The organism is Psychrobacter sp. DAB_AL43B (assembly GCF_900168255.1).
Classification (GTDB): domain Bacteria; phylum Pseudomonadota; class Gammaproteobacteria; order Pseudomonadales; family Moraxellaceae; genus Psychrobacter.
In genome coordinates this window covers 793635-817719 of sequence record NZ_LT799838.1, presented here as the reverse complement: position 1 = coordinate 817719, position 24085 = coordinate 793635, and the positions used below count along the sequence as shown (strand labels likewise).

Below are 24085 nucleotides of genomic sequence, written 5' to 3'. Positions count from 1 at the left end.
TACAATCTCCCGCTTCTTAGAAATGCCTTCTTGAAAACGTCTTTTAAAAAATGCCGCGAGCCCTTCCCCATGCAAAATCTCGTTACTCTGGTCTTGGTCTTAATGCCGATGTTTATTGGTTTTGCCATTCCCTCCAATCCAACCATGACTAAGATTGCCGATAAAGGCCTGTCTTATTTGGTCTTTATTATTTTAGGTTTGATTGGTATTGAGTTATCACAAGTGGAAGGGCTTGGCAGTCAAGTAGGAGAAATAGCCCTTTATGTCACGATATTATCGATATTGACGATTGGGTCGGGTTTATTTGCTCTGATGCTATTTGATCGCCTGCGTCCGTGGCATGCCAAAAAACCTAGCGTCAAATCTAAAGAGCATCGCGTTAGTATTCGCGGCAGCCTCGCCCAAGTGATCTGTGTGGTGATTGGGATGGTAATTGGCTATTTTCTACCAACCGATTATATGCCACCTGAAAACACCATGACGGTGATGCTAATGATATTAATTTTGTTAGTTGGTATTGGGCTAAAAGGTTCCGGTATTACGTTAAAAGAAGTGCTGCTTAATAAACGCGGTGTTGAGATGAGCATTATCTTTACGCTAGCCGTGCTGGTTGGCGGGCTTATTTTTGCCATGATATTTAGTGAAGTTTCGTGGACAAAAGGTTTGGCACTGGCGTCAGGATTTGGTTGGTATTCGCTATCTGCGATTGTGATGACCGATGCTTATGGGGCGATTTGGGGCAGTGTGGCGTTGTTTAATGACTTGATACGGGAGTTCTTTGCGTTGATATTTATTCCCGTCTTTATGCGTAAATATCCGTCCGCTTCCGTCGGACTTGGCGGTGCGACCAGTTTAGATTTTACTCTGCCAATTATTCAGCAATCAGGTGGTCTAAAAGTGGTGCCATTGGCGATTAGCTTTGGCTTTATTATTAATATTGTCGCGCCCGTGCTGATGGTGGTATTTTCGGCGTTGGGGTAAGCATAAATTTTGACGGTTTATCAGAATTTACCATTATTCAAAGGGCTCACAGTGCTTGGCATACCCACCATACATTTGTATATAAGAATCATATTCAAGATTCGTTAAGTCTTTCACTGAACTACTAGCCTTCAACGTTGCGCGACGCTGTTTTGCCTCAATATTTTTAACATTAAGCTTTTCAAAACTTGGGTCTATAAATGCTGTATCTGGCACTAGAATTTTATTTGAGCAATCATAAGTACGGATACGCTCAGCATCAATATGATGCTGCAAGACTAAAGTATTTTTGATGCTAAGGGCGCGATTGCGTGATAGAGAATCGAAACCAAGCGTCGCTACAGCATCTTTATCAATTTCATTTGTAGCTGCATGACCAAAAATAAAAACATTGGCTTTTGGGTAATCATTAAGACTTTCTGCTACTTTTACAAATACTGCATCATAGGTATCAGGTAATTGACTGCTCATTGGCGGAAAAAACCCATTGAATTCCATTTCAAGTCCGCCCACATCAACCTCTATTGGACAGCCTTTAGCATCAACCACTACGTTAGGTGGCGTTTCAGGGCATTCGTCTATAGCATCAAGGACGCCGTCGCCATCTAAATCGCTATCCGCTTGCATCGTCCTGATATTTTCATATTGAGGTGCGGTTTTGGGCGGTACAACTGTAATAGTTTGGCAGCCTACTAAGCTTATTGATGCGGTCAATAATAAAACGTTGTAGATTTTTCTAGTCATAATTACTTCCATAAATATTATCAATTCTGTCAAAACTAATCATCAGTATTAGACCAACGGTTTTCTGTGACATATACTCTTTGATTCTTCTTTCTATCTTCAGGGTCATCGTTTGAAGCGATTGGTTGCGTATCACTCCGTCCAATAACTTTAAAACGCCTAGGATTGATTCCATAATTTAAGACAATATAATTTTTTATAAACTCTGCTCGAGTCGTTGCTAATGTACCGCTACCAGAGTTTTTTTCATGGGTACTTATATGTCCCTCTATCAAAAACTCTTTATTATTATTTCTTAGATACTCGCCGAATTTATCGAAACCTCGATAGCTTGAAGCAATAGGCTCACTACTGTTCTCAGGGAAGAATACACGAGCCTCCACCCCTTCATACATAAGTATGTCTACAGATACAGGACAGCCGCTTTCATCTACGACTACATTAGTTGACGTTTCAGGACATTCGTCTATATCATCGAGTATGCCATCACCATCTGAGTCCAAACTGATAAGCAATGTGGGCATATCTACGTAATTCACTTCGGGGGTACTTTTAGGCGGTACGATTTCGGTAGTTTGGCAGCCTACTAAACTTATCGATGCGGTTAGTAATAAAATACTATAAAGTTTCATAATCAATCTTCCCTGATATAGTCCAAAGCTATTATTTTATTAATGAGAAATATAGTGCAATAAGAACTATCAAGCCATCTCCAACCCTTTATTCACCTGACAAGCACGGTCATGCCAGCGGACAAAATCATCAATACTAGCTTGTGCTTTGCTGTTATTAGCAGCTTCTTTACCAATAATACTCTCGACATAATGGCACGCTCGATAGTTTTTAGCATAGTTATCATAGTCGGCAATCCACTGTTTGCGCGCTTTTAACGCGTCTTCACGTTGTTCAATGCTACGCTCTACATCTGTGTCCTCAAAACTAAACCAAAAGTCTTTCGCAGGGATATCTTTAGCCAAGTTGTTATTCTCGACCTCATTCATACGCCACGGCTTGGCAGTGAGCCGCGCGCGAAAGCATTGCTGCACCTGACATAGATGCACGTAATTGGTATCCGCATGGAAATACGCAAACCATTCTTCGACCACGCTATTACTTGGCGACACAATATCGTGCGTTGCAATGATACGAAAGCCTGCTGGCGTTTGATATAGACGAAAGGACTCATTGGGATGACTGGTGATACGCTTTTTGATTAAATTCGTCATATAGGGCAGCAATGAAGCGGCATCGTCAGAATATTTTTGCGACCACACTTTATCTCTTGCACTGGCTTGTTGCCATAAATAGGCAGTCGCACCAAACATGACTGCCAATAACCACAACCACGACACTCCTAGCCAAGCGATAACACTGGCAATAAGTATAAATAAAAAGATAAAAAACCAAATTTTGACTTTGGCTAATGGAATACTTTCATCAATTGGTAAGGCAGGCATAAAGCCATGATGATCATAGCGCTCAGGATACTTATAATGTAGCAACTGATCATTATCGACATCGATAATTGCGATATTATCAACGTTGGCGACTTGTGCCCCATAGCTGTTGCGCGTGACAATGAGCTGCGTCGCTGCTGCGTTATTATTAAGCAATCCACTTTCTGGAAAAGAATGCTCGGAGATAATCTGTTCACGGATAGGAATGCCGTTGCTTGCGTTATATTCTTCCCTGCGTTCGCGGCGTAAGATATCCTCACCTGCCAGCCAGCACTTATGAGCCTCATCCACTCGTGCTTTGGCATGACTTAACGCTTCGCTTTGACTGATATCTGACCAGCCATAACGTTTGATGGTCGCTTGTCTAGCAGGCTTGTTAGGCGTTTCGCGCAATTCAAAGCGCTGCTTGTCTTGCGCCCAGTATTTGGGGATGAGCATGTGATTTGCCTTTAGATAGTTGTTTTAAACTAAAATCTGCTGATTGAATATTAAATAACTAATAATTAATAACTAATCTTCAAGCTCCGTAGTTATACCATAACCTCGGCGGTTCATGGACATCTCCTCTTCGCTATCAAAATTTGCAATAGCTACCCCATAAACCCGGCGGTTCATAGACTTACCTTCTTCAGTATCAGAAGAGGCAATAGGCTGCTCAGCACCAAAACTAAAAGTACTTAAACGATTAGGATCAATTTGATGCTGCATTATCAGATAGTTTTTGACGATAAGCGCCCTATTTCTTGATAGAGAATTCAATTGTGAACTAGAAACTGATGTTTCATCTATTTTATCTGTCGAAGCGTGCCCCTCAATACGCATAGTTGCCGTATAGTACTCTTGTAGCTTTGCTGCTACTTTATCAAGCTCAAGCTGATACTCGGGTGATAGCTCACTACTACCCTTTGCAAAAAAGGCACGATATTCCATTTTTAGACCTATCCCCATACCCGTAAAAGGACAACCTCTTTCATCTGTTACTATGTTCATTGGCGTGCCTGGGCACATATCTATATCATCAGAATATCCATCGCCATCGCTGTCTAAAATAGCTTCAACAACTGGTATATCAGTAGTTTGAGTTGCTTGATTAGACAAGTCGGCGGTTTGACAGGCGGATAATGTTAAAGCGCTGATTGAAATGACAAGCATACTTCTTAATAGTATATTCATAGCTGATACCTTTAAAATTGCTGACAGAATTCTTTATAGTAAGTGAGTGATTGCTCATGATCACTGCCCGTATAAAAATCATCTGCCTTTAACGCTTTACCATAAATACGTTGGTTCATTGACATGCCTTCCTCAGTATCGTTAGGTGCAATCGGCATATTATCAGCGCAATCGAACATATAGATTTTATCACGAGCTATATTTCTCTTAACCAAAGCACTCTTTATTATCTGTGCCCGCTCACGTCCTAACTGACGTTTATCAGCTTCTACTTGATTCATTTCCCCATTTATATCTACTACTATTTGCACAGCTTCAGGCTCCGAGGTATGACCAGACAAAACCACTACCAGCTCAGGATCGCTATGCATTTTTTCCGCTACTTTCTCCACTTCTATCAAGTACTTCGTTTGCAAATCATTACTATGGCGCTCAAAGAATACTCGAATCTCCATCATAAGTGGTCCTATTAGATTAACAGCTACTGGACAGCCATACTCATCCGTTACCACATCTTTAGGAGTGTTCGGACAATTATCTATAATGTCAGGAACACCATCATTGTCTGTATCTGCAAGTGGCTCTATTAAGACTTTGGGTGGAACATATACTTGTTTATCTATCATGGTATTTTTAGGTGTGGATTGGCAGGAGGCTAAAATAAAACTAGCTATTACAACGCCTATCGTCATCCATGACTTAGTTTTCATACGCCATCCTTAGTTAAGTTAAAGAGTTCAATTAAAAAGTTCAGTTAAACTCTAAACCCCACTCGCCTGCTTAGCAAACAGTCGCATCAATGGCTTGATTTTGCTCACCCGATACATGCCTTCACTACGAATTTGTTGAATAGGACGCAGCTGAGCTAGCGAGCCTGCAAACAGCCAATTAAGCGCCGAAAAGCTGTGCATCATCAAACTGTTATGTGGACGGCGCAAACGCTCATAGCTACGCAAAGTTTGATTGGCACCCCAGAGCTTATTGCCACTACGCGCATAATCATGGGTGAGTTGTTCGCTTAATGCTTTCACATCGAGCATACCCAAATTCAGTCCCTGCCCAGCAAGTGGATGAACGCCGTGGGCGGCATCGCCAATCAATACTAAATTATCTGCGACATAGGTCTTTGCTTGCTGTGCCGCTAACGGAAAACTAGCGATTGACTCAATTTTATGGATAGCCCCAAGCTCATAATGACTGGCAGCGGCGAGTTTATCAGCGATGTAGCGCGGGTGTTCTTCTATCAACGCTAATGCTTGATTACGTGGCAATGTCCATACAATAGACTGCCAATGCTGTGGATTGGCTTTATCTTCATCAGTGATATCCGCTAAAGGCAACAGTGCCAACGTGCCTGTCGGTAGCATGGCTTGACGAGCAGTTGCTAGATGCGGCTTTTCAGTTTGAATCGCACAGCAAATCGCCGTTTGATTATAATCAAGCACATCCAGCTCAATACCTGCTTGCTTGCGCACGAATGAACCACGACCGTCAGCACCGACCAATAAATTTGCGTCAATCACGGTATCGTTATCCAACGTCACACGATAGCCCTGCTGTGCGCCTAGCCAATCCATATCGACAACTTTGTGCCCATCGATAACGGTTAGATATTGGCTGACATCGGGAGCAGATAAACGCTGCCATAAGGCGTATTCGATAACCGCTGGCTCAACCATACTACCAAGCATTTTTGGCTCAGAGTTGCTGCTATTATTAACAATATTTCTATTACCATTAGTACTGCTATTAGAGTCACCACTATCGCCAAACAGTAACTCTCCCATACCGTTTAGTTGCCAAACCTGCATTTGCGAGTAATCAGCTTTACGCTTTGATGCTGCTATTTTTTGCCAAGCACCAACCTCTTTTAATAATTCAATACTGGCAAGGCTAAGCGCATAGACACGCGCATCACGTTGACTCAGTACTTGCTGCCAGTCTGCTTCATCACGCTTTGGGCGTGCATCAATAAGCGTCACAGGTTCATTGTCTTGCGCCAGTTTGAGAGCAAGCGTCGCACCGACGATACCGCCACCGATAATCAGCGTATGGTTATTTTTCATAAAACATCCTTTGTGTGGCTATTTATGCGCTCCGCTCAGATTTATCTCAGTTAGCAGCAGCTTAAATTTTGGATTTCTTTAGGGCGTGTCCCTAATTCAGTTTGCAGTGGATCATAGTACAAGCCAGATATAGCATAGATTTATAATTTCGTGCCAGTTTTTCGTAGCGAGTCGCAATACTACGAAAGTGTTTTAGCTTTGCAAATGTGTTTTCAACCAAGTGTCGTAGCTTATATAAATAGTGATCAAACGCTAGGTCTGGTTGCTTAGCGTTTTTTCTTTTAGGGATGACAGGGCTTATGTTGTCTTGCTTTAGCCTAGTTCTAATGGTTTCAGAATCATAAGCTTTATCAGCAATAAAGTAGGTCGCATCCGTTAGCATCTCTATAATGTCATCTACCGCTTGGCTGTCGTGGACATCACCCCCAGTGATTTTAAAATCAATCGGGTTTCCATGCGAATCGACGGCGAGATGAATCTTAGTGGTGGTTCCACCTCGTGACTTTCCGGTAGCTCGAAGCTCTCCTCGTCTGGCGCCGCTTGAATGCTGGTGACAGCGGATGTAGCTTCCATCTGCGAATACCCACTCTTCATCAATACTTGCTCGTAGGTCAAAAAAAATTGCTCCCACAACCCCTTTTTTGACAACCTATTAAAGCGATTGTAGGCAGTTTTCCATGGACATAGCTCACTCGGTATATCACGCCACGGGGCGCCCGTACGAAGTTTCCACAGTATGGCTTCCATGACTTGTCTGTCGTTTTTCCAAGTATGACAGCCATGAGCTTTCATGGTACTTTGGAGTTGTTCCCATGTATTATCAGTGAGCACTGTTCTTGCCATATGTAGAGGGCCATGTTTGAAATAGTCTCTATATTTTAAGGCTTTTGAACTTACTTTTCCAGATTAGGGACACGCCCTAGTAACTTATAAAATTATTAACGGGATATCACTTGTACGAACTATGATTTTAAGCCCATCGCGTAGTTGGCAATTAAAGGTTTAATATTAGGCAATTTATCAAAGGCAACCAGAGCTACATTACGTGCCAGCTTCACTGCTGGATTTGGATGAGTAAATCCATGTACCACGGCATCACAAAAACGAATAACACGTTTTTGATCGGTTTGACGGGCCTTTTCATAGCGCTTCAGCAACGTAGGATCACCAATATCTGCGCCTTTTAACACTTGGGCACTCATCATTTGCGCCAGTACATGAGCATCGCGCATACAGAGGTTAAAGCCTTGACCAGCGACTGGATGCAAGGTATGCGCCGCATTACCCATGATGACGCAGCGACCATCGACTTGCTTGTCTGCCAGTACCCGTGTCAATGGATAGGCACCGCGGCGACCAGCGGCCTTAAACGTGCCAGCGCGTTGACCAAAAGCTTGCTGCAGAGTCGCTAAGAAATGGGCATCGTCTTCTAAGTATTGCGTTTCTTCCCCATTCGGACAGACCCAAACGACTGAACGTCTATAACCTGCTTGATAGTCATCATTGCCATCGCCTTCTGGATCAGTCAATGGCAACACCGCCAGTGGTCCTGCAGGGCTAAAACGCTCAATAGCAACATGCTCATGAGGTTTGTCCGTTTCTACCACGCCAACAATGGCGGTTTGCCCATAATCATAGTTGGTAGTAGTGATATCTAGCAGCTGGCGCACAGTAGAATCACGACCGTCACAAGCTACTAAGACGCTGCCTTGTAATTGCTGTTCGTGTTCTTCTTCACCGTAGTAGCTAAAGCTTAACATCACGCTGTCGCTTTGTTGGACAACAGCGATAACATTGGCATTATCAATGAGCGTAATCAGTGGTTCTTGCTGGGCGGCAAGGAGCAACTTACGTCCAAGCCAAGCGTTTTCCATTACTTGCCCAAACGACTCGACTTTTTCATCCGCTTTATTCAGTTGCGCGCGTCCAAAGCTACCTTGTTCACTGATTTGAACCGCATCAATTCGGCAAGCATGACTTTGCAATTCATCCCACAGCCCAATCTCTTGATAAATCTGTACCGTACGTCGTGACAGAGCAGTATTGCGGCTGTCTAAATAGTGACTGCGCTGACTATCATCACTGGGACTGATGGCCGGATAGCTGTTTTTTTCAAGCAAAGTACTGGCGATACCATGATGCGCCAATAGCAAAGCAAAGGACAAACCGACATGACCGCCACCCGCGATCAGTACCTGCTGCTCAGTCATTGCAGCCTTATTTTTAGCATTATCATTCATAGTAGATTGCTTAGTATTATTAGAGTTTGATGAATTTGATTGAATATTTTGCATCATTATTATTCCTATAATCGCCCATTTAGCACGCTTTTATACGTGATTAGTACCTACTCAAAAACTTTACACTTTTAGAAAACTGCTCGTTTTTTTATCGTTTTCAGCCCAGTTGTTACTACCCTATTATCTCACCAATAGATTACCACAAATTATCTATCATGCCGTGGTCTTGACAGTATCCATAACGGCTATGCAGAGTGTCCAAACCCTGTAATAGCTAAATTTCTTGCAGCCTTTGTCATGCCTGTGAATAGCAAGCTAGAAAAACTTATCTCAGTAGTTGCAATCCCCATACAAAAACAAAGCGCTGCATTCCTTTATATAGCTTGAATTTTAAAAACTATCTACCATAATGAAAGCAGGATATTTACTTATTATCATTCATATCACTAATAACGATTTTTCCGTCATTTTTATTTCTACTATCTAAAAGCAATAAAGCACGACTACCCATTTTATCTCTGAAGCTCGTTCGCCTATGACGCATGGAAGCATGACCGATAGCAGCGGGCAACCAATACAAGGATAATCGCTTGACTGATTCCATGAGCCGCCGTATAAAATTTGAATCCTTGACCCCAGCACAGCTCAAAACCGTGCTTGGCGAATATAATAACCACATGAAATACATTCAACAACGCCTCGATATCAAAATTAGCCAACGCCAAGGCGACTTCTGTCTGAGTGGCGACATATCGGGTGTCGAACGCGGCGAACGTATTATTTATAAAATGGTCGATGAAGCGCAAAACACCAAAGACATCAGCGCAGAAGAGTTACATCTCATCATTCAATCGAGCATCGCACGCGATGAAGATATAGAAGAAGATGAAGAGCCGACTGACGAAGAGGAAGACTTAGAAGCGCCGAGTGACTTTACGCCCATTAGCCTGCGTACACGTAACGGCAAAATCATCCCACGCGGTGGCAATCAGCAGCGTTATGTTAAGGATATTTTATCCTCTGATGTATCGTTTGGTATTGGACCTGCTGGTACCGGTAAGACTTATCTGGCCGTTGCTTGTGCCGTTGATATGATTGAACGGAATGAGATTGAACGCATTTTGCTGGTACGTCCTGCGGTTGAAGCTGGTGAAAAGTTAGGGTTTTTACCGGGAGATTTGACCCAAAAAATCGATCCATATTTGCGCCCTCTATATGATGCGCTGTATGAGATGATTGGTTTTGAGAAAGTGAGTAAGATGATTGAAAAGCAAATCATTGAAGTGGCGCCGCTTGCCTATATGCGTGGGCGTACTTTGAATAACTCGTTTGTCATTTTGGATGAAGCACAAAACACCACACCTGAGCAGATGAAAATGTTCTTAACACGCTTGGGCTTTGGCTCACGTGCGGTCATTACCGGTGACATCACCCAAGTAGATTTGCCGCGCGGTACTAAATCAGGACTGACGCAAGCGATGGAAATCCTAAGTGGTATTGAAGAGATTCGTATCACCAAGTTTGATTCAAAAGATGTGGTACGCCATCAATTAGTTCAAAAAATCGTTGAGGCTTATGATGTCTTTGATGACGAGCAATTGCTACTAGAAGAAAAACGTAGGCAAGAGCGCTTCATTGCTGAGCAAGAGCGCAAACAAGCGATAGCAGATGCTACCTCTCATATGTAATTCATACCCTTAAATTATAAATTATTAGTATTGATTCAAAAAATAGCCGGATTTAATATCCGGTTTTTTATCATCTATCATTTACTAAATTTTTTCATTAAAAAACCACGCTATAAAGTTCTCTCACATCAAGGCATCTCACATTTTGATTTTATAGTATTTTTAAAGACGATTTTCTCAAAAACTTGTTGTGCTTTATTTACCTGTTCAGGGTTCAGCTCTTGCTTACTATAATGACTATTTAAACAATTATTCCATGCATAGCCAACTAGACCGAGCTTCGCATAACTGACCGCATCTTCTGCTTTTTCTGAGCGATAGCGGTTCATTGCATTTTTGCTATAACCAGTATTACCAATTTTCTCTTGCTGTCGAATATGCTCTAAAGTATAACTCATCCAAGCAGCTTGCAATTTTTCCGGACTTTGATTCAGCGGTATTAGGTATTCCTGACAGACTTTAGGTGCCGCCTTCAACGCTTGCCCGATATCTAAATAAGCCATTAACCCTAAACGATTCAGCTGATATTCATTAGTGATGTCCTGCTGTAGCTTTTTCTTAAAAAAACTCATATCAAAATTCGACTGCTTCGGTATAGTCGTTAATCGCTCTACTTGAGTACTTAACTGTAGATAATCTGTTTCTAGTTTACCTATAGACTGACTGTTCAGCTGACGCATCTCCTTTGGGGTATAAGGCGCATAGTTTGGTAGATTCACTTGCGTCAGACGCTTAAATATCTCAAAACCGTCTTCGATATTTTGTACAGAAATTTTGGAAGCATCATAGTAGGCTTCGTTTTCGCAAAGCTCAGTTGCCCATTGATACTTTTTCATCTTAGCTGGCTTATTGATATTAGACGCGTTTTTGCTATTAACAACATTGCTGGCTGTGCTTATTTGCGTAGTAGTTAAAGTTAACCCGACTGCTAATAATACGACTAAAGGTGTTTTCATATTGTATTCTCTCTTTAATATGTGCAATACACTGCAACGATAAAGGACTGTTTACTTTTTATAAAAAAGAACCCTCATAGCGTGATGTTAATCACCCTATTCATTACTAGCAGCGACATCATAACCTAGCTATAGTAATATAAACGCACAGAGTAATCTCAAAATAAAAACCACTTATTTTTACTCTGACTATTTTTGATAATAATGAATAAGCAAGGCAAAGGATACTCTATGAATCAAGACAATAATGACCGCATTAACCATCATTTTGAAGAGAATGATGCAAGCTTAGCCGCACTCGATATCAGCGCAAGTGATAGCATTGATGATGAAATACTGGATACCTTTTATAATCGTAACCACTTACAATCTGTGATGATGGCGACATTGGATTACATTGATGAACATATAAAGAACGGTCTAACATTACCCTACTTTGAAGATATCGATGCTGAACAATGGCAAGAAAAATCTAAAGGGCTAGACATCTATATTACGGATGAGAATGAAGCTCGCGAGCTTAATTTGGAGGCGCGAGAAAAAGATTATCCAACCAATATTCTGTCCTACCCAAGCGACTTGCCAGCAGCGATTATTGGGCTGATGCCAACGTTGCCGCTTGGCGAGTTGGTTATCTGTCATGCAGTGGTGGTACGTGAAGCCGCAGAGCAGAATAAAACCGTGACACAGCACATTAGCCATTTATTAATACATGGTGTGCTGCATCTGTTAGGTTTCGATCATGAGCTTGGACAAGCTGAACAAGATGAGATGGAAAGTTTTGAAATTGAGATTTTGGCAGGTTTAGAGCTACCAAATCCTTATGTTTAATTTTTCGTCATCGTCAATTTTTGTGCTTGATCCATCTGATTAATCATCTGATCAAGCCCTTTAACATGGACACTGCGCTGCGGGAATGGAATGTCAATTTTATTATCATCCAGCGCGTATTTAAACTGTTCAAGCAAATCACACTGCATTGACCACCAATCGCCATTAGTCGTCCAGACGTTTAAGGTTAAATCGACCGAATTGTCGCCTAAGTTAGTAACACGAACGATAGGCGCAGGGTCAGTGAAAGCCATCGCATTATCGTTGGCTAGTTTTAGCATGATATCTTTTGCAGTTTTAATATCCGCATCATAGCCGATACCGATAGTAATATCGACGCGGCGATTGGGTAGCGCTGTATAGTTAATCACCGCTGAAGTGGTAATGTCGCCATTAGGAATGATGATGTCGTGATTGTTTATGGTCGTCAAATGGGTGTTGACCAAAGTGATTTCTGTGACCGTGCCGGTATGACTACTAATTTGTACATAATCACCGCGCACAAATGGACGAAAAGTCACAATCATGATGCCAGCGGCGAAGTTTGACAGTTGATCCTTGAGTGACAAACCAATCGCAACCGCAGCACCGCCCAAGATGGCAATCACTGAAGTGGTCTGCACACCCACTTTACTCAATGCTGCCAAAGCAACGATGACCAACAACAAACCATACATCAGGCGACCTAAAAAGTTAGCCACGGTATCATCTAAGCGACTACGCAGCATCAGCCTATGCGCAACTACTACCGCTTTTTTTGCAAGCCAACGTCCTACGATAAATATGAGTAGCGCTAAAGCCACTTTAAATAATATGGCTAATGCACTATTGGTCAATGTGGCAATATCAAGGGTAAATCCTAAAAATTCCATGCTTACTCTTTATTCTATAACTGGGTTTTATGAATGTATTTTATAAATGCGCTTTATGAACTGACTTTATGATTTTGGCTATCTATCAGCGGTAAAGCCAGTATATGACGCATCATCTCACTTCTTTAACGTATTAATTTATGACTGATCATTTTAATACGTCACTTCTACTATGTCACTATAACGATAGGTACGTATCAGACGCAACTCGACAATATCTTTCATGTCTTCAGTAAATTTACCGAATGGCGCGGCTTGTCTGACTGATTGTTTAGCGGCTTCATCTAATATCGTTGAGTTTGAGCTCTCAAGCAAACGAATGGCTTTGATATTACCATCATTGGCGATAATTACCATCAAGCGCACTTCGCCGGTGATGCCTTGCGCACGCGCTTGGGTAGGATATTGCAGATTACCAACGCGCTCAACGTGCTCCCGAAAGGTATTGATATAATCGGCTGCTGCACCTTGCGTCGTTGAGTTGCTATCCACGGTCACAACTTTTGATTTGGTCGCATAGATTTGCTGACGCTGAGACAGCTGAGCTTCTAACGTTGCGATTTGCTTGCGCAGACGTTCTTCTTGCGCCATCATATCATCTTGTGCTTGCTTGCTATCGTTATCAGACTCCACACTCGCTTGACGCCAGCTTAGCGTGGTACGCAGGTAGCTTTCTTGATAGCGCTGCTGCCGGACCTGACGCTGCAAGCTAATCACGTCTTGCGTTTCACTCATTTGGTCAGCAGACAAAGGACTGCTTTGGTCGGTTTCTTGTCGTAATTGCTCTTGCACCGTACCGCCACCTTCTTGTGATGCATTGGCAATAAATTGCGCATCTTCATTCGGCTGCATATTATCGGTCAGCGCTTTGGCAACGTCTTGCATCAATCCAGCAGGGTCTTGCCCCATCGAAAAGCTGACACCAAAAATGAGTAACGCATGTGCCGTTACGGCAATGACGATAGCCATAGGCAAGCTGATATCTCGTTTCGGCGCTTGCGCTGAAAAATGGTAGCTTTGTGAGTCTTTGATATAGGCCACAGTCGGTCTCAGCTTGTGAATATAAGGGCAGTCGGCAATAAGCGTGATAATATTAGCGTATGTCGACCAATACCGGCGCTATCATAACATGTCATAGATTTGCATCGCTAGCACAACCGTATACTGCATGCATTAATCTACCTGCCTATTATTTATTATTGCTTGGCTTTATACGTATCATCTGACCATAGTGGGCATTAAGAGGTAAAACCATGCGCCATTATGGTTAAATGAATGATAACGAAACGTAGCTGTTCATTTTGCACGCCTCTATTTTGATATATACTGTTTTGTAGGTATCGTATAAGCCACTTTTTACGCCATTGACTAGATAACGACCGCGATAATTATAAGGATAATAAGTTTGAGTAATTCTGATAACTTTGATCATATTGATCATATTGATCATTCAGACAGCTTTGATGACTTTTTTAAGCATATCGGCTATCGCTTTGACGATTCATTTAGCGATGGATGGGATAGTCTTACCCAATCGATTAAAGATATCTATCACAGAACGACTAATAAGCTTGAGGATGAACTGGCGCTACCGGTGGCGCAAACCTACGTCAATGATGCGCTGCAAAAATTTGTCACTGACAACGTCAAGGCAATCTTAGAGCTGCGCGTTGAGCTACATGATGACTGGTTTCGCTTATACTGTACGGTCGATGCTGGTGGCATTTATGCGGAGGTGGCGAGTAACTTTAGCTTAGTTCACGTACAGCTTGATCGCAACGTTCAGCGCTTTGTCTTTGGTCAACAAACCTATACCGACATCCTTAATCTACGCTGCGAATCTTTTATCAAGCGCCAAGGTATCAAGCTATTCATCTGGTTCTATCACAGTATCCTCAAAAAAGACCCGTTGGGATTCATTTTGTCTTATATCAATATTGCTCGCGCAAAAGATGAGATTATTTATCTTGATATCAATCGCTGGTTGAAAAAGAATAAAAAGATTATGAGCACCTTGCATAAGGTGCAAGTAAACTACGGTGAGCTTGAAGAAGAACAAATGATTTTGAAAGCTCAAATTAATTATCGAGATTTATTAGCGTCAGCTAGTAACGAAGATATCATTAGCGACAAGGACGAGCCTGAATTAATGCAAGGTCCTATTAACCCAATAGATGACGCTACCGTACCAAGCCAAGTGTAAAAAAACCAACTATCAACTTTTATCAAAAAAACGCTGACTCTTAGAGACAAATGTCTTTTAGAGCCAGCGTTTTTTATAAAGGGATTTTACAATAGATTCAAGTTGACCCTACAACTACCAGTAATTTTCTACCGCAATATTGCCTTCCCCACGACGATTCATAATCAATCCTAGCGTTTTTAGAGTTTCTTTAGTGTCTTCTACCATTTCTGGATTACCGCAGAGCATGACGTGCGTGCTATCGATATCTAAAGCAATCCCAGCTCGCTCTTGTAACGTCCCATCTAAAAGTAGTTTTGGCAGACGTTCTGTCAGTGCACCTTCTACAGCTTCACGGGTAACAATCGGTATAAAAATTAATTGTGCTGGATTATCGACCAAGTCACCAAAATCTTCTTGCAGATTTTTAATTTTCTCAACGTAGGCCAGCTCTTCTGTTGAGCGTGCACTATAAGCCAATACAATATGCTCATAATCTTCCCATGTTTTCAAATCTTGTAGCATGGATAAGAAGGGTGCTAGACCTGTGCCCGTCGCTAATAGCCATAAATCCTTTGGTAATGGCTTCTGATAACGCGCTAAGGTTAAAAACCCAAAAGGCATGGTATTAAGCAATAGCTCATCGCCTACTTGCAGATGTTGCAGTTGCGAGGTAAATGCGCCATCAGGGATAACGATAGAGAAAAACTCTAACACCTCATCAAAGGGTGAAGATACAATCGAATAAGCGCGGAAAATATCTTCGTTTAGCGCTTCTTCTAGTTCTTCATCAGAGGCATCGTTCGCTGCGTCACTCTGTTGTTTATAATACTTTAACTGACTGGGATTAACACCCAAACGCACGAATTGCCCAGCGGTGAATTTAAAGCTATCAGGACGGCTAACGGTAAAGCTAAATAAATTCGGCGTCCAAGTGGTTTTACTGAGTACGGTTACTCTTTGAATATTGTCACTCATAATAATGAATTACCCACATTTTATTGATATTTATTTTTTTAGAAACCCAACAACACAAATAAAAAAGATGCGCCAAGCTTATCATAAAGCGGGCGCATCTTGGTCTTCTAACCGTAACAATCAATAAGTAGCAGCACCAGCGTGCAGCCACTTATCTGCTCTTTTTTATGCTTACCAAATACGAGCCAAACTCGCCCATTCAATCATACTGTTTGGTAATACGCCAAAGAACACAATCATTGCCGTTACCGCAATGACCATGATACCACCGGTACGTAGACCCCATTGTCCAGAAACGTCAAATTCAATAAACTGTTTCGGACGTTTAAATAGCGTGAGCATAACGCGCAAGTAGTAGAACAAACCAATTGAGCTGCCTAAGATAATCATCGCTGCCAAGAACCAGTTGGTACCTTGTACGGCAGCAAGAATAGCGAACAGCTTGGTAATAAATCCTGCAGTCAATGGAATACCCGCTAACGACAACATCATGATGGTCATGACTGCAGTCAATACCGGACGTCGCCAAAACAGACCCTGATAATGAGTCAATTGATCGGCTTCACCAGATAAGCGATAAGGGCTCGACATCAAGGTCACGACACCAAATGCACCAATAGAGGTAAAGGCATAAACCGCCATATACATGCTAGAGATACTATCAGCGGCTGAGCCAATGCTGACAATCACGATAAGCACGTAACCCATATGAGCAATCGAAGAATAACCCAAGAGACGTTTGAGGCTGGTTTGGCGTACGGCTAGTAAGTTACCCACCAAAATCGATAAGGTTGCCATGACCATCAGCAGCATTTGTACCGATGGCAGCGCCAATAAAGACGTATCGATTAAGAATCGAACCGCTAGCGCCATCATAGCTACTTTTGATACTGATGCTAGATAGGTGGCGATAGGTGCAGGTGCGCCTTCATAAACATCCGGCGTCCACATATGAAAAGGAGCAGCAGAGAGTTTAAAGGCGATACCGAACATCATCATCGCCGCGCCTAAAATCAAGAGTGGCGACTCAAAGACATCAACTAAGGCCATACTAATAGGTTTAAAAGCGAGCGTACCCACTTGCGCATAAATAAACGCCATACCCATCAGCAGCGTTGCCGATGCCGTCGCTGACAGCACCAAATACTTCAGTCCTGATTCAAGCGAGCGTTTACGCATATAGGTATATGCCAGCATGCCGTATAGCGGTATCGATAGCATCTCTAAGCTCATAAAGAATGATGCCAAATGCTGCGCGCTTACCATAAGCAGGGCGCCAACCGTTGATAGCAGCATGAGCAAATACAGCTCTTCTTTATGGTCTTTTAAATCGGCTAAATAAGCATAGGATAGCGTACAACATGCCAATGCACAGATAAAGATAATCACCATATTGAACTGAGCAAAGTTATCAATCACGAATAACTGCTCAGCCGCTGGTACTAACGACCCACTATCGACTATGCCTGCCATTTGCCCAAGCAAAATAAACAGACCGATATTCAGACCGACGACCGAGATAGTACCGGTCACCATATGTGAGCGCTTAATGGTGATGGCAATCATGACCACCAATACCGTAATGACTACAGTAATGATTGGTGCATAAGGCAGTAGCCCCATCAAATCATTCATCGTAAAATCGTTCATGACTTAACGTGCCTCCATTGCATCAAGCAGTTGTGATGCATCTACTTGTGTTACTTGACTGTATATATAGGCGTTATTAATCCACTGCATCGCGTGACTTGAGGTATCAAGGAACGGTTGTGGATACAGTCCGAGCCAGACTAAGCCTGCGGCAAGCATTAATAGTAATGACAGCTCGCGCTTGCCCAAATCTTTTAATGGACGCTCCGGCAGACCGTGCAATTTGGTCTCGCGCAGTGCCAATTCTTTAATATTATTGGTACCGAATAACGCCTTATGAATCAAAATAAGCGAGTATAAACCTGCCAATACTAAGCTGAATGTCGCAAATACTACAAACACTGGATACTGAGCAAACGCCCCAAATAAAATCATGAACTCGCCGATGAAGTTACCTGTTCCCGGAATACCAAGTAAAGCGGCACAGAAAAACATCAGTATCGGTGCATAATAACGGAACTGACCCCACATGCCCCCCATCAAGGTTAGATCACGCGTATGTAGACGCTCATATAACTGACCTGCCATGATAAACAGTGCTGCTGAGCTCAAACCGTGTGCCAGCATTTGAATCATCAAACCTTGCAAGCTTAATAAAGTACCGGCATAAATAGCCAATACCACAAAACCCATATGCGAAATACTGGTATAAGCGAGCAAACGCTTCATATCGGTCTGCATAAAGGCGAGCCACGCCCCATAAAAGATACCAATCGTACCCAAGGTCATCGCTATCGGGGCGAAATCTTGTGATGCGGCTGGAAATAATGGTAAGACAAAACGAATCAAACCATAAGCTGCCGTCTTAATCAGAACCCCTGCCAAATCCACCGAACCTGCCGTTGGTGCCTGCGCATGCGCATCAGGTAACCAGCCATGGAACGGAATGATCGGCAACTTAACCGCAAAGCCAATAAAGAAGCACAGCATGATTGGATATTCCCAGCCGCCAAGTGGCGTACCGAGCAGGTCATTATAATTGAAGCTAACCACGCCTTTTTGCGCGTAGCTGATAATGACCAATACCAAAATACCGATGAGCATGATAAGCCCAGAAGCTTGGGTATAAATAAAAAATTTAGTTGCTGCGTATTCTTTGGTTTTGCCAACGACGTCATGACCCCAAATCGCGATCAAGAAGTAGATAGGAACCAGCATCATCTCCCAAAAGAAGAAGAATAAGAACATATCAATGGCTAAAAATACACCAATAACTCCGCCCAAACTCCATAGTAAGTTTAGATGGAAGAAGCCAACGCGGCGCTGAATCTCGTTCCACGAACAAGCAACTGCCGCAACACCAAGCAGCCCTGTTAAAGCAACCATCATCAGCGATAAACCATCTAAGGCTAAATGAAAGCTGATACCAAAGCTTGGTATCCAAGGCACACTGAACTCAGCAACCCAAGGCACGTTTGCGTCTGGCGCAATGACTTGCTTACTCATGCCAGAAAAATCGCCGTATTGCCATAACACTAACGACAATACAAAGGTCAACGTCATACCGATTAAGGCAATCCAGCGTGGCAGACGTTTATTAAAGCGTTCAACCAGCCAACATAGCAATCCTGCAATAAAAGGAATGGCTATTAATGCTGGTAGCATCCACGTTTGTTGTAACTCTATCATCTTATACCACCGTCATCATTACCAGCACCAACAGCACAGCCATACCCAAGCCAAAGCTTGCAGCATAACCTCGAAGTGACCCTGTTTGCGTCGCAGACAATACCTTATTACCTGCTGATGCCAGCTTAGGTAGTAGCAGCCACGTTTTATCAACAGGATCGGCTTTAAATAAGCGGCCGATGAACAAAAAGGGTTTTACAAAAACTATATCGTATAGCGCGTCAAAGCCCATACCGTGATAGCACCAATGATATAACGCCCCACCGATACTCGAGCGCTTAAAGCTTGTGAGCAGTCGACCTTTATCGACCACATATAACAGCGCTGCGATGATCAAACCAGCAAGCATCGCACCCATGGCGATATATTCTGCCGTGTGTTTGCCCTGCGCTTGACCAGCAACTTCTAGTAAATGCCCAACACTCTCTGGCAATACGCCTTGTAATGGCGGCGTAATAAACGCACCTACTGCCGTCGATAATACTAGCAATACACTAAGCGGCAGCCAATACGACACACCAGATAGTTTATGTGCGTGCGTTTTCTCTTCACCAAAGAAGATAATCCAAATCATACGGAAGGTATAAAGCGCGGTTAAGAAAGCACCGAATACACCCATATAGAATAAGACCATATGACCGGTTGCATAACTCTCCCAAAGAATCGCTTCTTTAGAGTAAAAACCAACGGTTACCCAAGGTATCGCCGCCAATGCACCGCCACCGACGATATAGCACCAGAAGACCAATGGAATCTTTTTACGTAAGCCGCCCATCTTAAAGATGTTTTGCTCATGATGTACCGCAAGAATCACAGCACCTGATGATAAGAATAACAATGCTTTAAAGAAAGCATGGGTCATCAAGTGGAAGATAGCGCCTTGCCATGCACCAACGCCCAACGCTAAGAACATATAGCCGATTTGGCTCATGGTCGAATAAGCAAGGATACGCTTGATGTCGGTTTGTGCCAGCGCACAAAAGCCAGCAACAACGAGTGTCAATGCACCCACTGCCCCAACCCAGTACAACAATACACCAGGCGTCAATATAAATAATGGATGTAGACGGGCGATTAAATAAACACCAGCGGTAACCATCGTCGCCGCGTGAATCAATGCCGATACTGGCGTTGGACCTGCCATCGCATCAGCAAGCCAAGTATGTAGCGGTAGCTGTGCTGATTTACCCATCGCACCACCAACCAACATCATGGTAGTCAAAATCATCGTAGGGTTATTAATATCAAAAACTTCCGGGGCACGAGTAATAATCTCTTGGATATTAAGCGTACCAAATTCACGGAATAATAAAAACAAACCAAAAGCTAAGAACACATCACCAACACGGGTAACGGTAAAGGCTTTCATCGCTGCACGACCATTGGCGCGGTCATGATAATAAAAACCAATCAGCAAGTAAGAACAGATACCAACGCCTTCCCAACCGAGATACAGTAGGAATAAATTATCCGCCAATACCAGTAATAACATACTAGCGACAAACAAGTTCATGTAGCTAAAGAAGCGCGCAAAGCCTGAATCACCTTTCATATACCATGCGGCAAACAGATGAATCAAAAAGCCAATGCCGGTAATAACCCCAGTCATCGTCAATGCTAAACCATCAAAACTTAAGCCAAATTTCGGTGCAAAATCACCGACTTGAAACCACGTCCACAGCGGAATTTCTACCACTGTTCCGGCTGGATTCGTTGTTAAAAAGGTATAGCTAACAACTAGCGTACAGAGTGCTGATAGCAGCATGCTACCAACACCGACAATCGCTGCTACCTGCTCGCTTAACTTGTCGCGCATAAAGGCTAGAATCAAAAAGCCAACGAGCGGGAATATAAAGGTTAATGGTAATAAACTCATGACATCATCCTTTCATCTCATTGGCGCTGTCGACATCGAGATGCCCACGCTGATGATAAAAACGCAATAATATTGCCAAACCAATGGCCGCCTCGGCCGCTGCTAAGGTCAAAATAAAGATAAACATAATCTGTCCATCTGGATCGACCCAGCGGCTACCTGCCACCACAAATGCCAGTGCTGTCGCATTCATCATGATCTCAAGACTCATCAGCATAAATAAGAAATTACGCCGTACCATGACACCGCACAGACCAATCGCAAACAAGATACCTGCCAAAATCAATCCATGGCTCATGGGTATCATACCCAGTACATTCTGCGCCTCAGCAACCGGCTGCACTAAGCCTGCTACCTCGTGGGCAAACGGCACATTTGCAACCTCTTGTGCCACGCTCGCTGCTAGTACCATTAATCCGACTCCTTGCGCGTGACTTTCTTCGCACCCACCTGCATACCTACATAGTCATGCGGGTCGACATCTTTATATTCGTATGGCTTTGCCATCTTTACTGCATCGTTATTGTTATGTATGCTGTCGTTTTCGTACAGCTCAATACTGCCGTCATTTGGATTGGCTACTAAGCTATCGTTGCCGATAATCTCATCATCGATAGACTCTTTGCCTAAATGATAAGCCGCAACTAAGGCAGCTAATAGTAGCAATGCGGCGACTTCTATCAGCATAATATATTTAGTAAATAGCACTGTGCCCACTGCTTTGGCTGAAATAGTTGAACCACCAATCACAGCTGCTTCATCATGATTAAGGCCAATCATCGCATACAGCACAACCGCGATAATAACCGTTAGCCCCGTCGGTATCGCCCAAGTGCCAGCATCAAGCCAGCGCTCTTCACGCTCATCATTACGCATGCCTAAATTTAGCATCATGATAACAAAGACGAACAGCACCATAATGGCGCCAGCGTAGACGACTATTTCAAGTGCTCCAGCAAACGGCGCACCTATCACAAAAAATATACCGGCGATTGCTAGTAACGATACAATCATCGATAAAATAGCATGGACTGGATTGGCTTGGGTCACCACCCGCAAACTGGCAAATATGGCCACGGCTGCGAGCGAATAAAACCCTGCCAATTCAGGATTATTCAAGATATTCATCATGGTAGCAAGCTCCTTAGATCAATCGGTGCAGCTTCGTTTTGCGCCGCTCCTTTTGGTTTATCTGCTACCGCCATACCCGTCACGCGATAATAGTTATAATCGGGATATTTACCCGGTCCTGAGATGAGCAAATGCTCTTTTTCATAGACCAAGTCTTGACGGACGTATTCACCCATCTCAAAATCAGGGGTCATCTGAATGGCCGTCGTTGGACAAGCTTCTTCACACAATCCACAAAAAATACAGCGTGAAAAGTTGATTCGAAAGAACTCTGGATACCAGCGTCCATCTTCACGTTCCGCTTTTTGCAACGAGATACAACCCACTGGACATGCCACGGCGCATAAGTTACAAGCAACACAGCGCTCATCGCCATCAGGGTCTCGAGACAATATAATCCGTCCACGAAAACGTGGCGGTACAGGTACCGGCACCTCAGGATAAAGAATGGTGTCACGTGGTCTGATCGCATGACTATTGACCATCCACATGCTGCGGACAATGGTAAACATACCAATGACGGTCTTTTTTATAGTAGTAAACATGGGATTATTATCCTTATCAGCTTTACCCTAGTTCATCAGTGATGGCTAGTAATGATTACAACGTTGGGGAAAAAATCAAAATGACTGCAGCAGTAACCAATAGGTTAATCAAAGTTACCGGCAGACAGACTTTCCAGCCAAAGTTCATCACCTGATCATAGCGCGGACGCATGAGTGAGCCTCGAGCCAAAATAAACATGGTCATAAAGAATAGCGTTTTAATCATGAACCAAAAAGCTGGTGGAATAAACGGAATATTTAAGTTAAAAGGTGCCAACCAACCACCAAAAAACAGACACGTCATCAGCGCAGAAATTAGTACGACGTTGACGTATTCGCCAATAAAGAACATACCGAACTTCATGCCAGAGTATTCAACGTGATAACCTTCAGCAAGTTCTTGCTCTGCTTCTGGCTGATCAAATGGATGTCTATGCGTAACGGCCACACCTGCGACGACAAAGGTTAAAAAGCCAAAGAACTGCGGGATGATATACCAGCCATCAGCCTGCGCTTCGACAATCGCACGTAAGTTAAATGAGCCTGTTAATGCAACAACGCCCATCAACGACAAACCTAAGAAAACCTCATAACTAATCGTTTGCGCGGCTGAACGTAAGCCGCCGAGTAGTGAGAATTTATTGGCTGACGCCCAACCACCAAACAGTACTGCATAAACCGCAATACCTGCCATGGCAAAAAAGAACAAAATACCAATATCCCAATCAGCGACCCCAAGGGTTGGTGAAACAGGAATAATGGCAAATGAAGCCAAAGCGGTAAACATCGCAACCGCAGGCGCCAAGGTAAACATGAACTTATCGGTAAAATTTGGCGTCCAATCTTCTTTAAAGAAGATTTTGAGCATATCAGCAACCAGCTGCAACGAACCAAACGGTCCGACACGGTTTGGACCATAACGGTCTTGCCATAAAGCTAGCATCCGGCGCTCATAAACAATCATCATCGCAGCGACAATCACCACCACTAAAAAGATGACCAGCGATTGTACGACCATAAAAAGTATAGACCAAGTATCAAAGGTCATCATACCCGCCAAAAAGCTTGGCACATCGGGGATAATAC

24 protein-coding genes are annotated in these 24085 nt (G+C 43.1%); 4 read left to right on the top strand and 20 right to left on the bottom strand.

Features of this window, described 5'->3' with window-relative positions; all coding sequences use genetic code 11:
- Positions 1-69 precede the first annotated feature (69 nt).
- Complete coding sequence (locus DABAL43B_RS03550) at positions 70-981, top strand: lysine exporter LysO family protein (protein WP_079691092.1); 912 nt, start codon at positions 70-72, stop codon at positions 979-981.
- Positions 982-1014: 33 nt separating this feature from the next.
- Here the strand turns inward: DABAL43B_RS03550 and DABAL43B_RS03545 are convergent, their stop codons facing one another.
- The 9 genes from DABAL43B_RS03545 to DABAL43B_RS03505 all read right to left on the bottom strand — a co-directional run bounded on the left by DABAL43B_RS03545 (position 1015) and on the right by DABAL43B_RS03505 (position 9265).
- On the bottom strand, positions 1015-1725 hold the full coding sequence (locus DABAL43B_RS03545; protein ID WP_171996317.1) for an OmpA family protein: 711 nt from the start codon (positions 1723-1725) through the stop codon (positions 1015-1017).
- 35 nt (positions 1726-1760) lie between these two features.
- Positions 1761-2249: an OmpA family protein gene (locus DABAL43B_RS03540; protein ID WP_171996316.1), complete on the bottom strand. Its 489-nt coding sequence runs from the start codon at positions 2247-2249 to the stop codon at positions 1761-1763.
- Positions 2250-2426: 177 nt separating this feature from the next.
- A complete protein-coding gene (locus DABAL43B_RS03535; protein WP_079691089.1) occupies positions 2427-3620 on the bottom strand; it encodes a hypothetical protein in 1194 nt (397 codons plus the stop codon).
- Between the two features lie 72 nt (positions 3621-3692).
- Entirely contained in the window at positions 3693-4355 is a 663-nt protein-coding gene (locus DABAL43B_RS03530) for an OmpA family protein (protein WP_079691088.1), read from the bottom strand.
- A gap of 11 nt (positions 4356-4366) precedes the next feature.
- Positions 4367-5065: an OmpA family protein gene (locus tag DABAL43B_RS03525; RefSeq protein ID WP_079691087.1), complete on the bottom strand. Its 699-nt coding sequence runs from the start codon at positions 5063-5065 to the stop codon at positions 4367-4369.
- A gap of 51 nt (positions 5066-5116) precedes the next feature.
- Positions 5117-6421, bottom strand: a complete 1305-nt coding sequence (locus DABAL43B_RS03520) for an FAD-dependent monooxygenase (protein WP_079691086.1) — start codon at positions 6419-6421, stop codon at positions 5117-5119.
- 91 nt (positions 6422-6512) lie between these two features.
- Positions 6513-7264 (bottom strand): IS5 family transposase gene (locus DABAL43B_RS03515; protein WP_197684655.1). Its coding sequence is split into 2 segments (ribosomal slippage): positions 6513-7036 and positions 7036-7264, totalling 753 coding nucleotides; the frame shifts between segments, so codons are not numbered across the junction.
- A gap of 119 nt (positions 7265-7383) precedes the next feature.
- Positions 7384-8661 (bottom strand): FAD-dependent monooxygenase, encoded by a 1278-nt coding sequence (locus DABAL43B_RS03510; RefSeq protein WP_171996368.1) that lies wholly within the window; start codon positions 8659-8661, stop codon positions 7384-7386.
- Between the two features lie 424 nt (positions 8662-9085).
- Complete coding sequence (locus DABAL43B_RS03505; RefSeq protein WP_079691084.1) at positions 9086-9265, bottom strand: hypothetical protein; 180 nt, start codon at positions 9263-9265, stop codon at positions 9086-9088.
- On the opposite strand from DABAL43B_RS03505, the gene DABAL43B_RS03500 reads away from it, so the two are divergent.
- The gene (locus tag DABAL43B_RS03500) at positions 9264-10349 is read left to right on the top strand and encodes a PhoH family protein (protein ID WP_079691083.1); all 1086 of its coding nucleotides are present in this window, start codon (positions 9264-9266) and stop codon (positions 10347-10349) included. The two genes, DABAL43B_RS03505 and DABAL43B_RS03500, sit on opposite strands and share 2 nt — an antisense overlap.
- 128 nt (positions 10350-10477) lie before the next feature.
- Here DABAL43B_RS03500 and DABAL43B_RS03495 read toward each other — a convergent pair whose 3' ends face one another.
- Complete coding sequence (locus tag DABAL43B_RS03495) at positions 10478-11305, bottom strand: hypothetical protein (RefSeq protein ID WP_079691082.1); 828 nt, start codon at positions 11303-11305, stop codon at positions 10478-10480.
- Positions 11306-11536: 231 nt separating this feature from the next.
- On the opposite strand from DABAL43B_RS03495, the gene ybeY reads away from it, so the two are divergent.
- Positions 11537-12136, top strand: coding sequence for an rRNA maturation RNase YbeY (gene ybeY / locus DABAL43B_RS03490; protein WP_079691081.1), 600 nt, complete (start codon positions 11537-11539; stop codon positions 12134-12136).
- Here the strand turns inward: ybeY and DABAL43B_RS03485 are convergent.
- Positions 12133-13008: a mechanosensitive ion channel family protein gene (locus DABAL43B_RS03485; protein WP_079691080.1), complete on the bottom strand. Its 876-nt coding sequence runs from the start codon at positions 13006-13008 to the stop codon at positions 12133-12135. The genes ybeY and DABAL43B_RS03485 overlap by 4 nt on opposite strands.
- Before the next feature lie 153 nt (positions 13009-13161).
- Positions 13162-14049, bottom strand: coding sequence for an energy transducer TonB (locus tag DABAL43B_RS03480; RefSeq protein ID WP_227516731.1), 888 nt, complete (start codon positions 14047-14049; stop codon positions 13162-13164).
- Between the two features lie 364 nt (positions 14050-14413).
- Here DABAL43B_RS03480 and DABAL43B_RS03475 point away from each other — a divergent pair, with 364 nt between their 5' ends.
- Complete coding sequence (locus DABAL43B_RS03475; protein WP_227516730.1) at positions 14414-15211, top strand: hypothetical protein; 798 nt, start codon at positions 14414-14416, stop codon at positions 15209-15211.
- Between the two features lie 114 nt (positions 15212-15325).
- Here DABAL43B_RS03475 and DABAL43B_RS03470 read toward each other — a convergent pair whose 3' ends face one another.
- From DABAL43B_RS03470 to nuoH, 8 genes are all read right to left on the bottom strand, one after another.
- On the bottom strand, positions 15326-16168 hold the full coding sequence (locus DABAL43B_RS03470; RefSeq protein ID WP_079691078.1) for a ferredoxin--NADP reductase: 843 nt from the start codon (positions 16166-16168) through the stop codon (positions 15326-15328).
- A gap of 171 nt (positions 16169-16339) precedes the next feature.
- Entirely contained in the window at positions 16340-17818 is a 1479-nt protein-coding gene (locus tag DABAL43B_RS03465) for an NADH-quinone oxidoreductase subunit N (RefSeq protein ID WP_079691077.1), read from the bottom strand.
- Between the two features lie 3 nt (positions 17819-17821).
- Positions 17822-19447, bottom strand: coding sequence for an NADH-quinone oxidoreductase subunit M (gene nuoM / locus DABAL43B_RS03460; RefSeq protein ID WP_079691076.1), 1626 nt, complete (start codon positions 19445-19447; stop codon positions 17822-17824).
- A 1-nt stretch (position 19448) separates the two neighbouring features.
- A complete protein-coding gene (gene nuoL, locus DABAL43B_RS03455; protein ID WP_079691075.1) occupies positions 19449-21323 on the bottom strand; it encodes an NADH-quinone oxidoreductase subunit L in 1875 nt (624 codons plus the stop codon).
- 4 nt (positions 21324-21327) lie between these two features.
- Entirely contained in the window at positions 21328-21636 is a 309-nt protein-coding gene (nuoK, locus tag DABAL43B_RS03450; protein WP_045445153.1) for an NADH-quinone oxidoreductase subunit NuoK, read from the bottom strand.
- Between the two features lie 98 nt (positions 21637-21734).
- A complete protein-coding gene (gene nuoJ, locus DABAL43B_RS03445) occupies positions 21735-22454 on the bottom strand; it encodes an NADH-quinone oxidoreductase subunit J (protein WP_079691074.1) in 720 nt (239 codons plus the stop codon).
- Positions 22451-22999 carry an NADH-quinone oxidoreductase subunit NuoI gene (gene nuoI / locus DABAL43B_RS03440; protein WP_079691073.1) on the bottom strand — a complete coding sequence of 183 codons (549 nt, stop codon included), beginning with the start codon at positions 22997-22999 and terminating at the stop codon, positions 22451-22453. The genes nuoJ and nuoI overlap by 4 nt, the downstream gene beginning before the upstream one ends.
- Positions 23000-23054: 55 nt before the next feature.
- Positions 23055-24050, bottom strand: coding sequence for an NADH-quinone oxidoreductase subunit NuoH (gene nuoH / locus DABAL43B_RS03435; RefSeq protein WP_171996367.1), 996 nt, complete (start codon positions 24048-24050; stop codon positions 23055-23057).
- Positions 24051-24085: the final 35 nt, after the last annotated feature.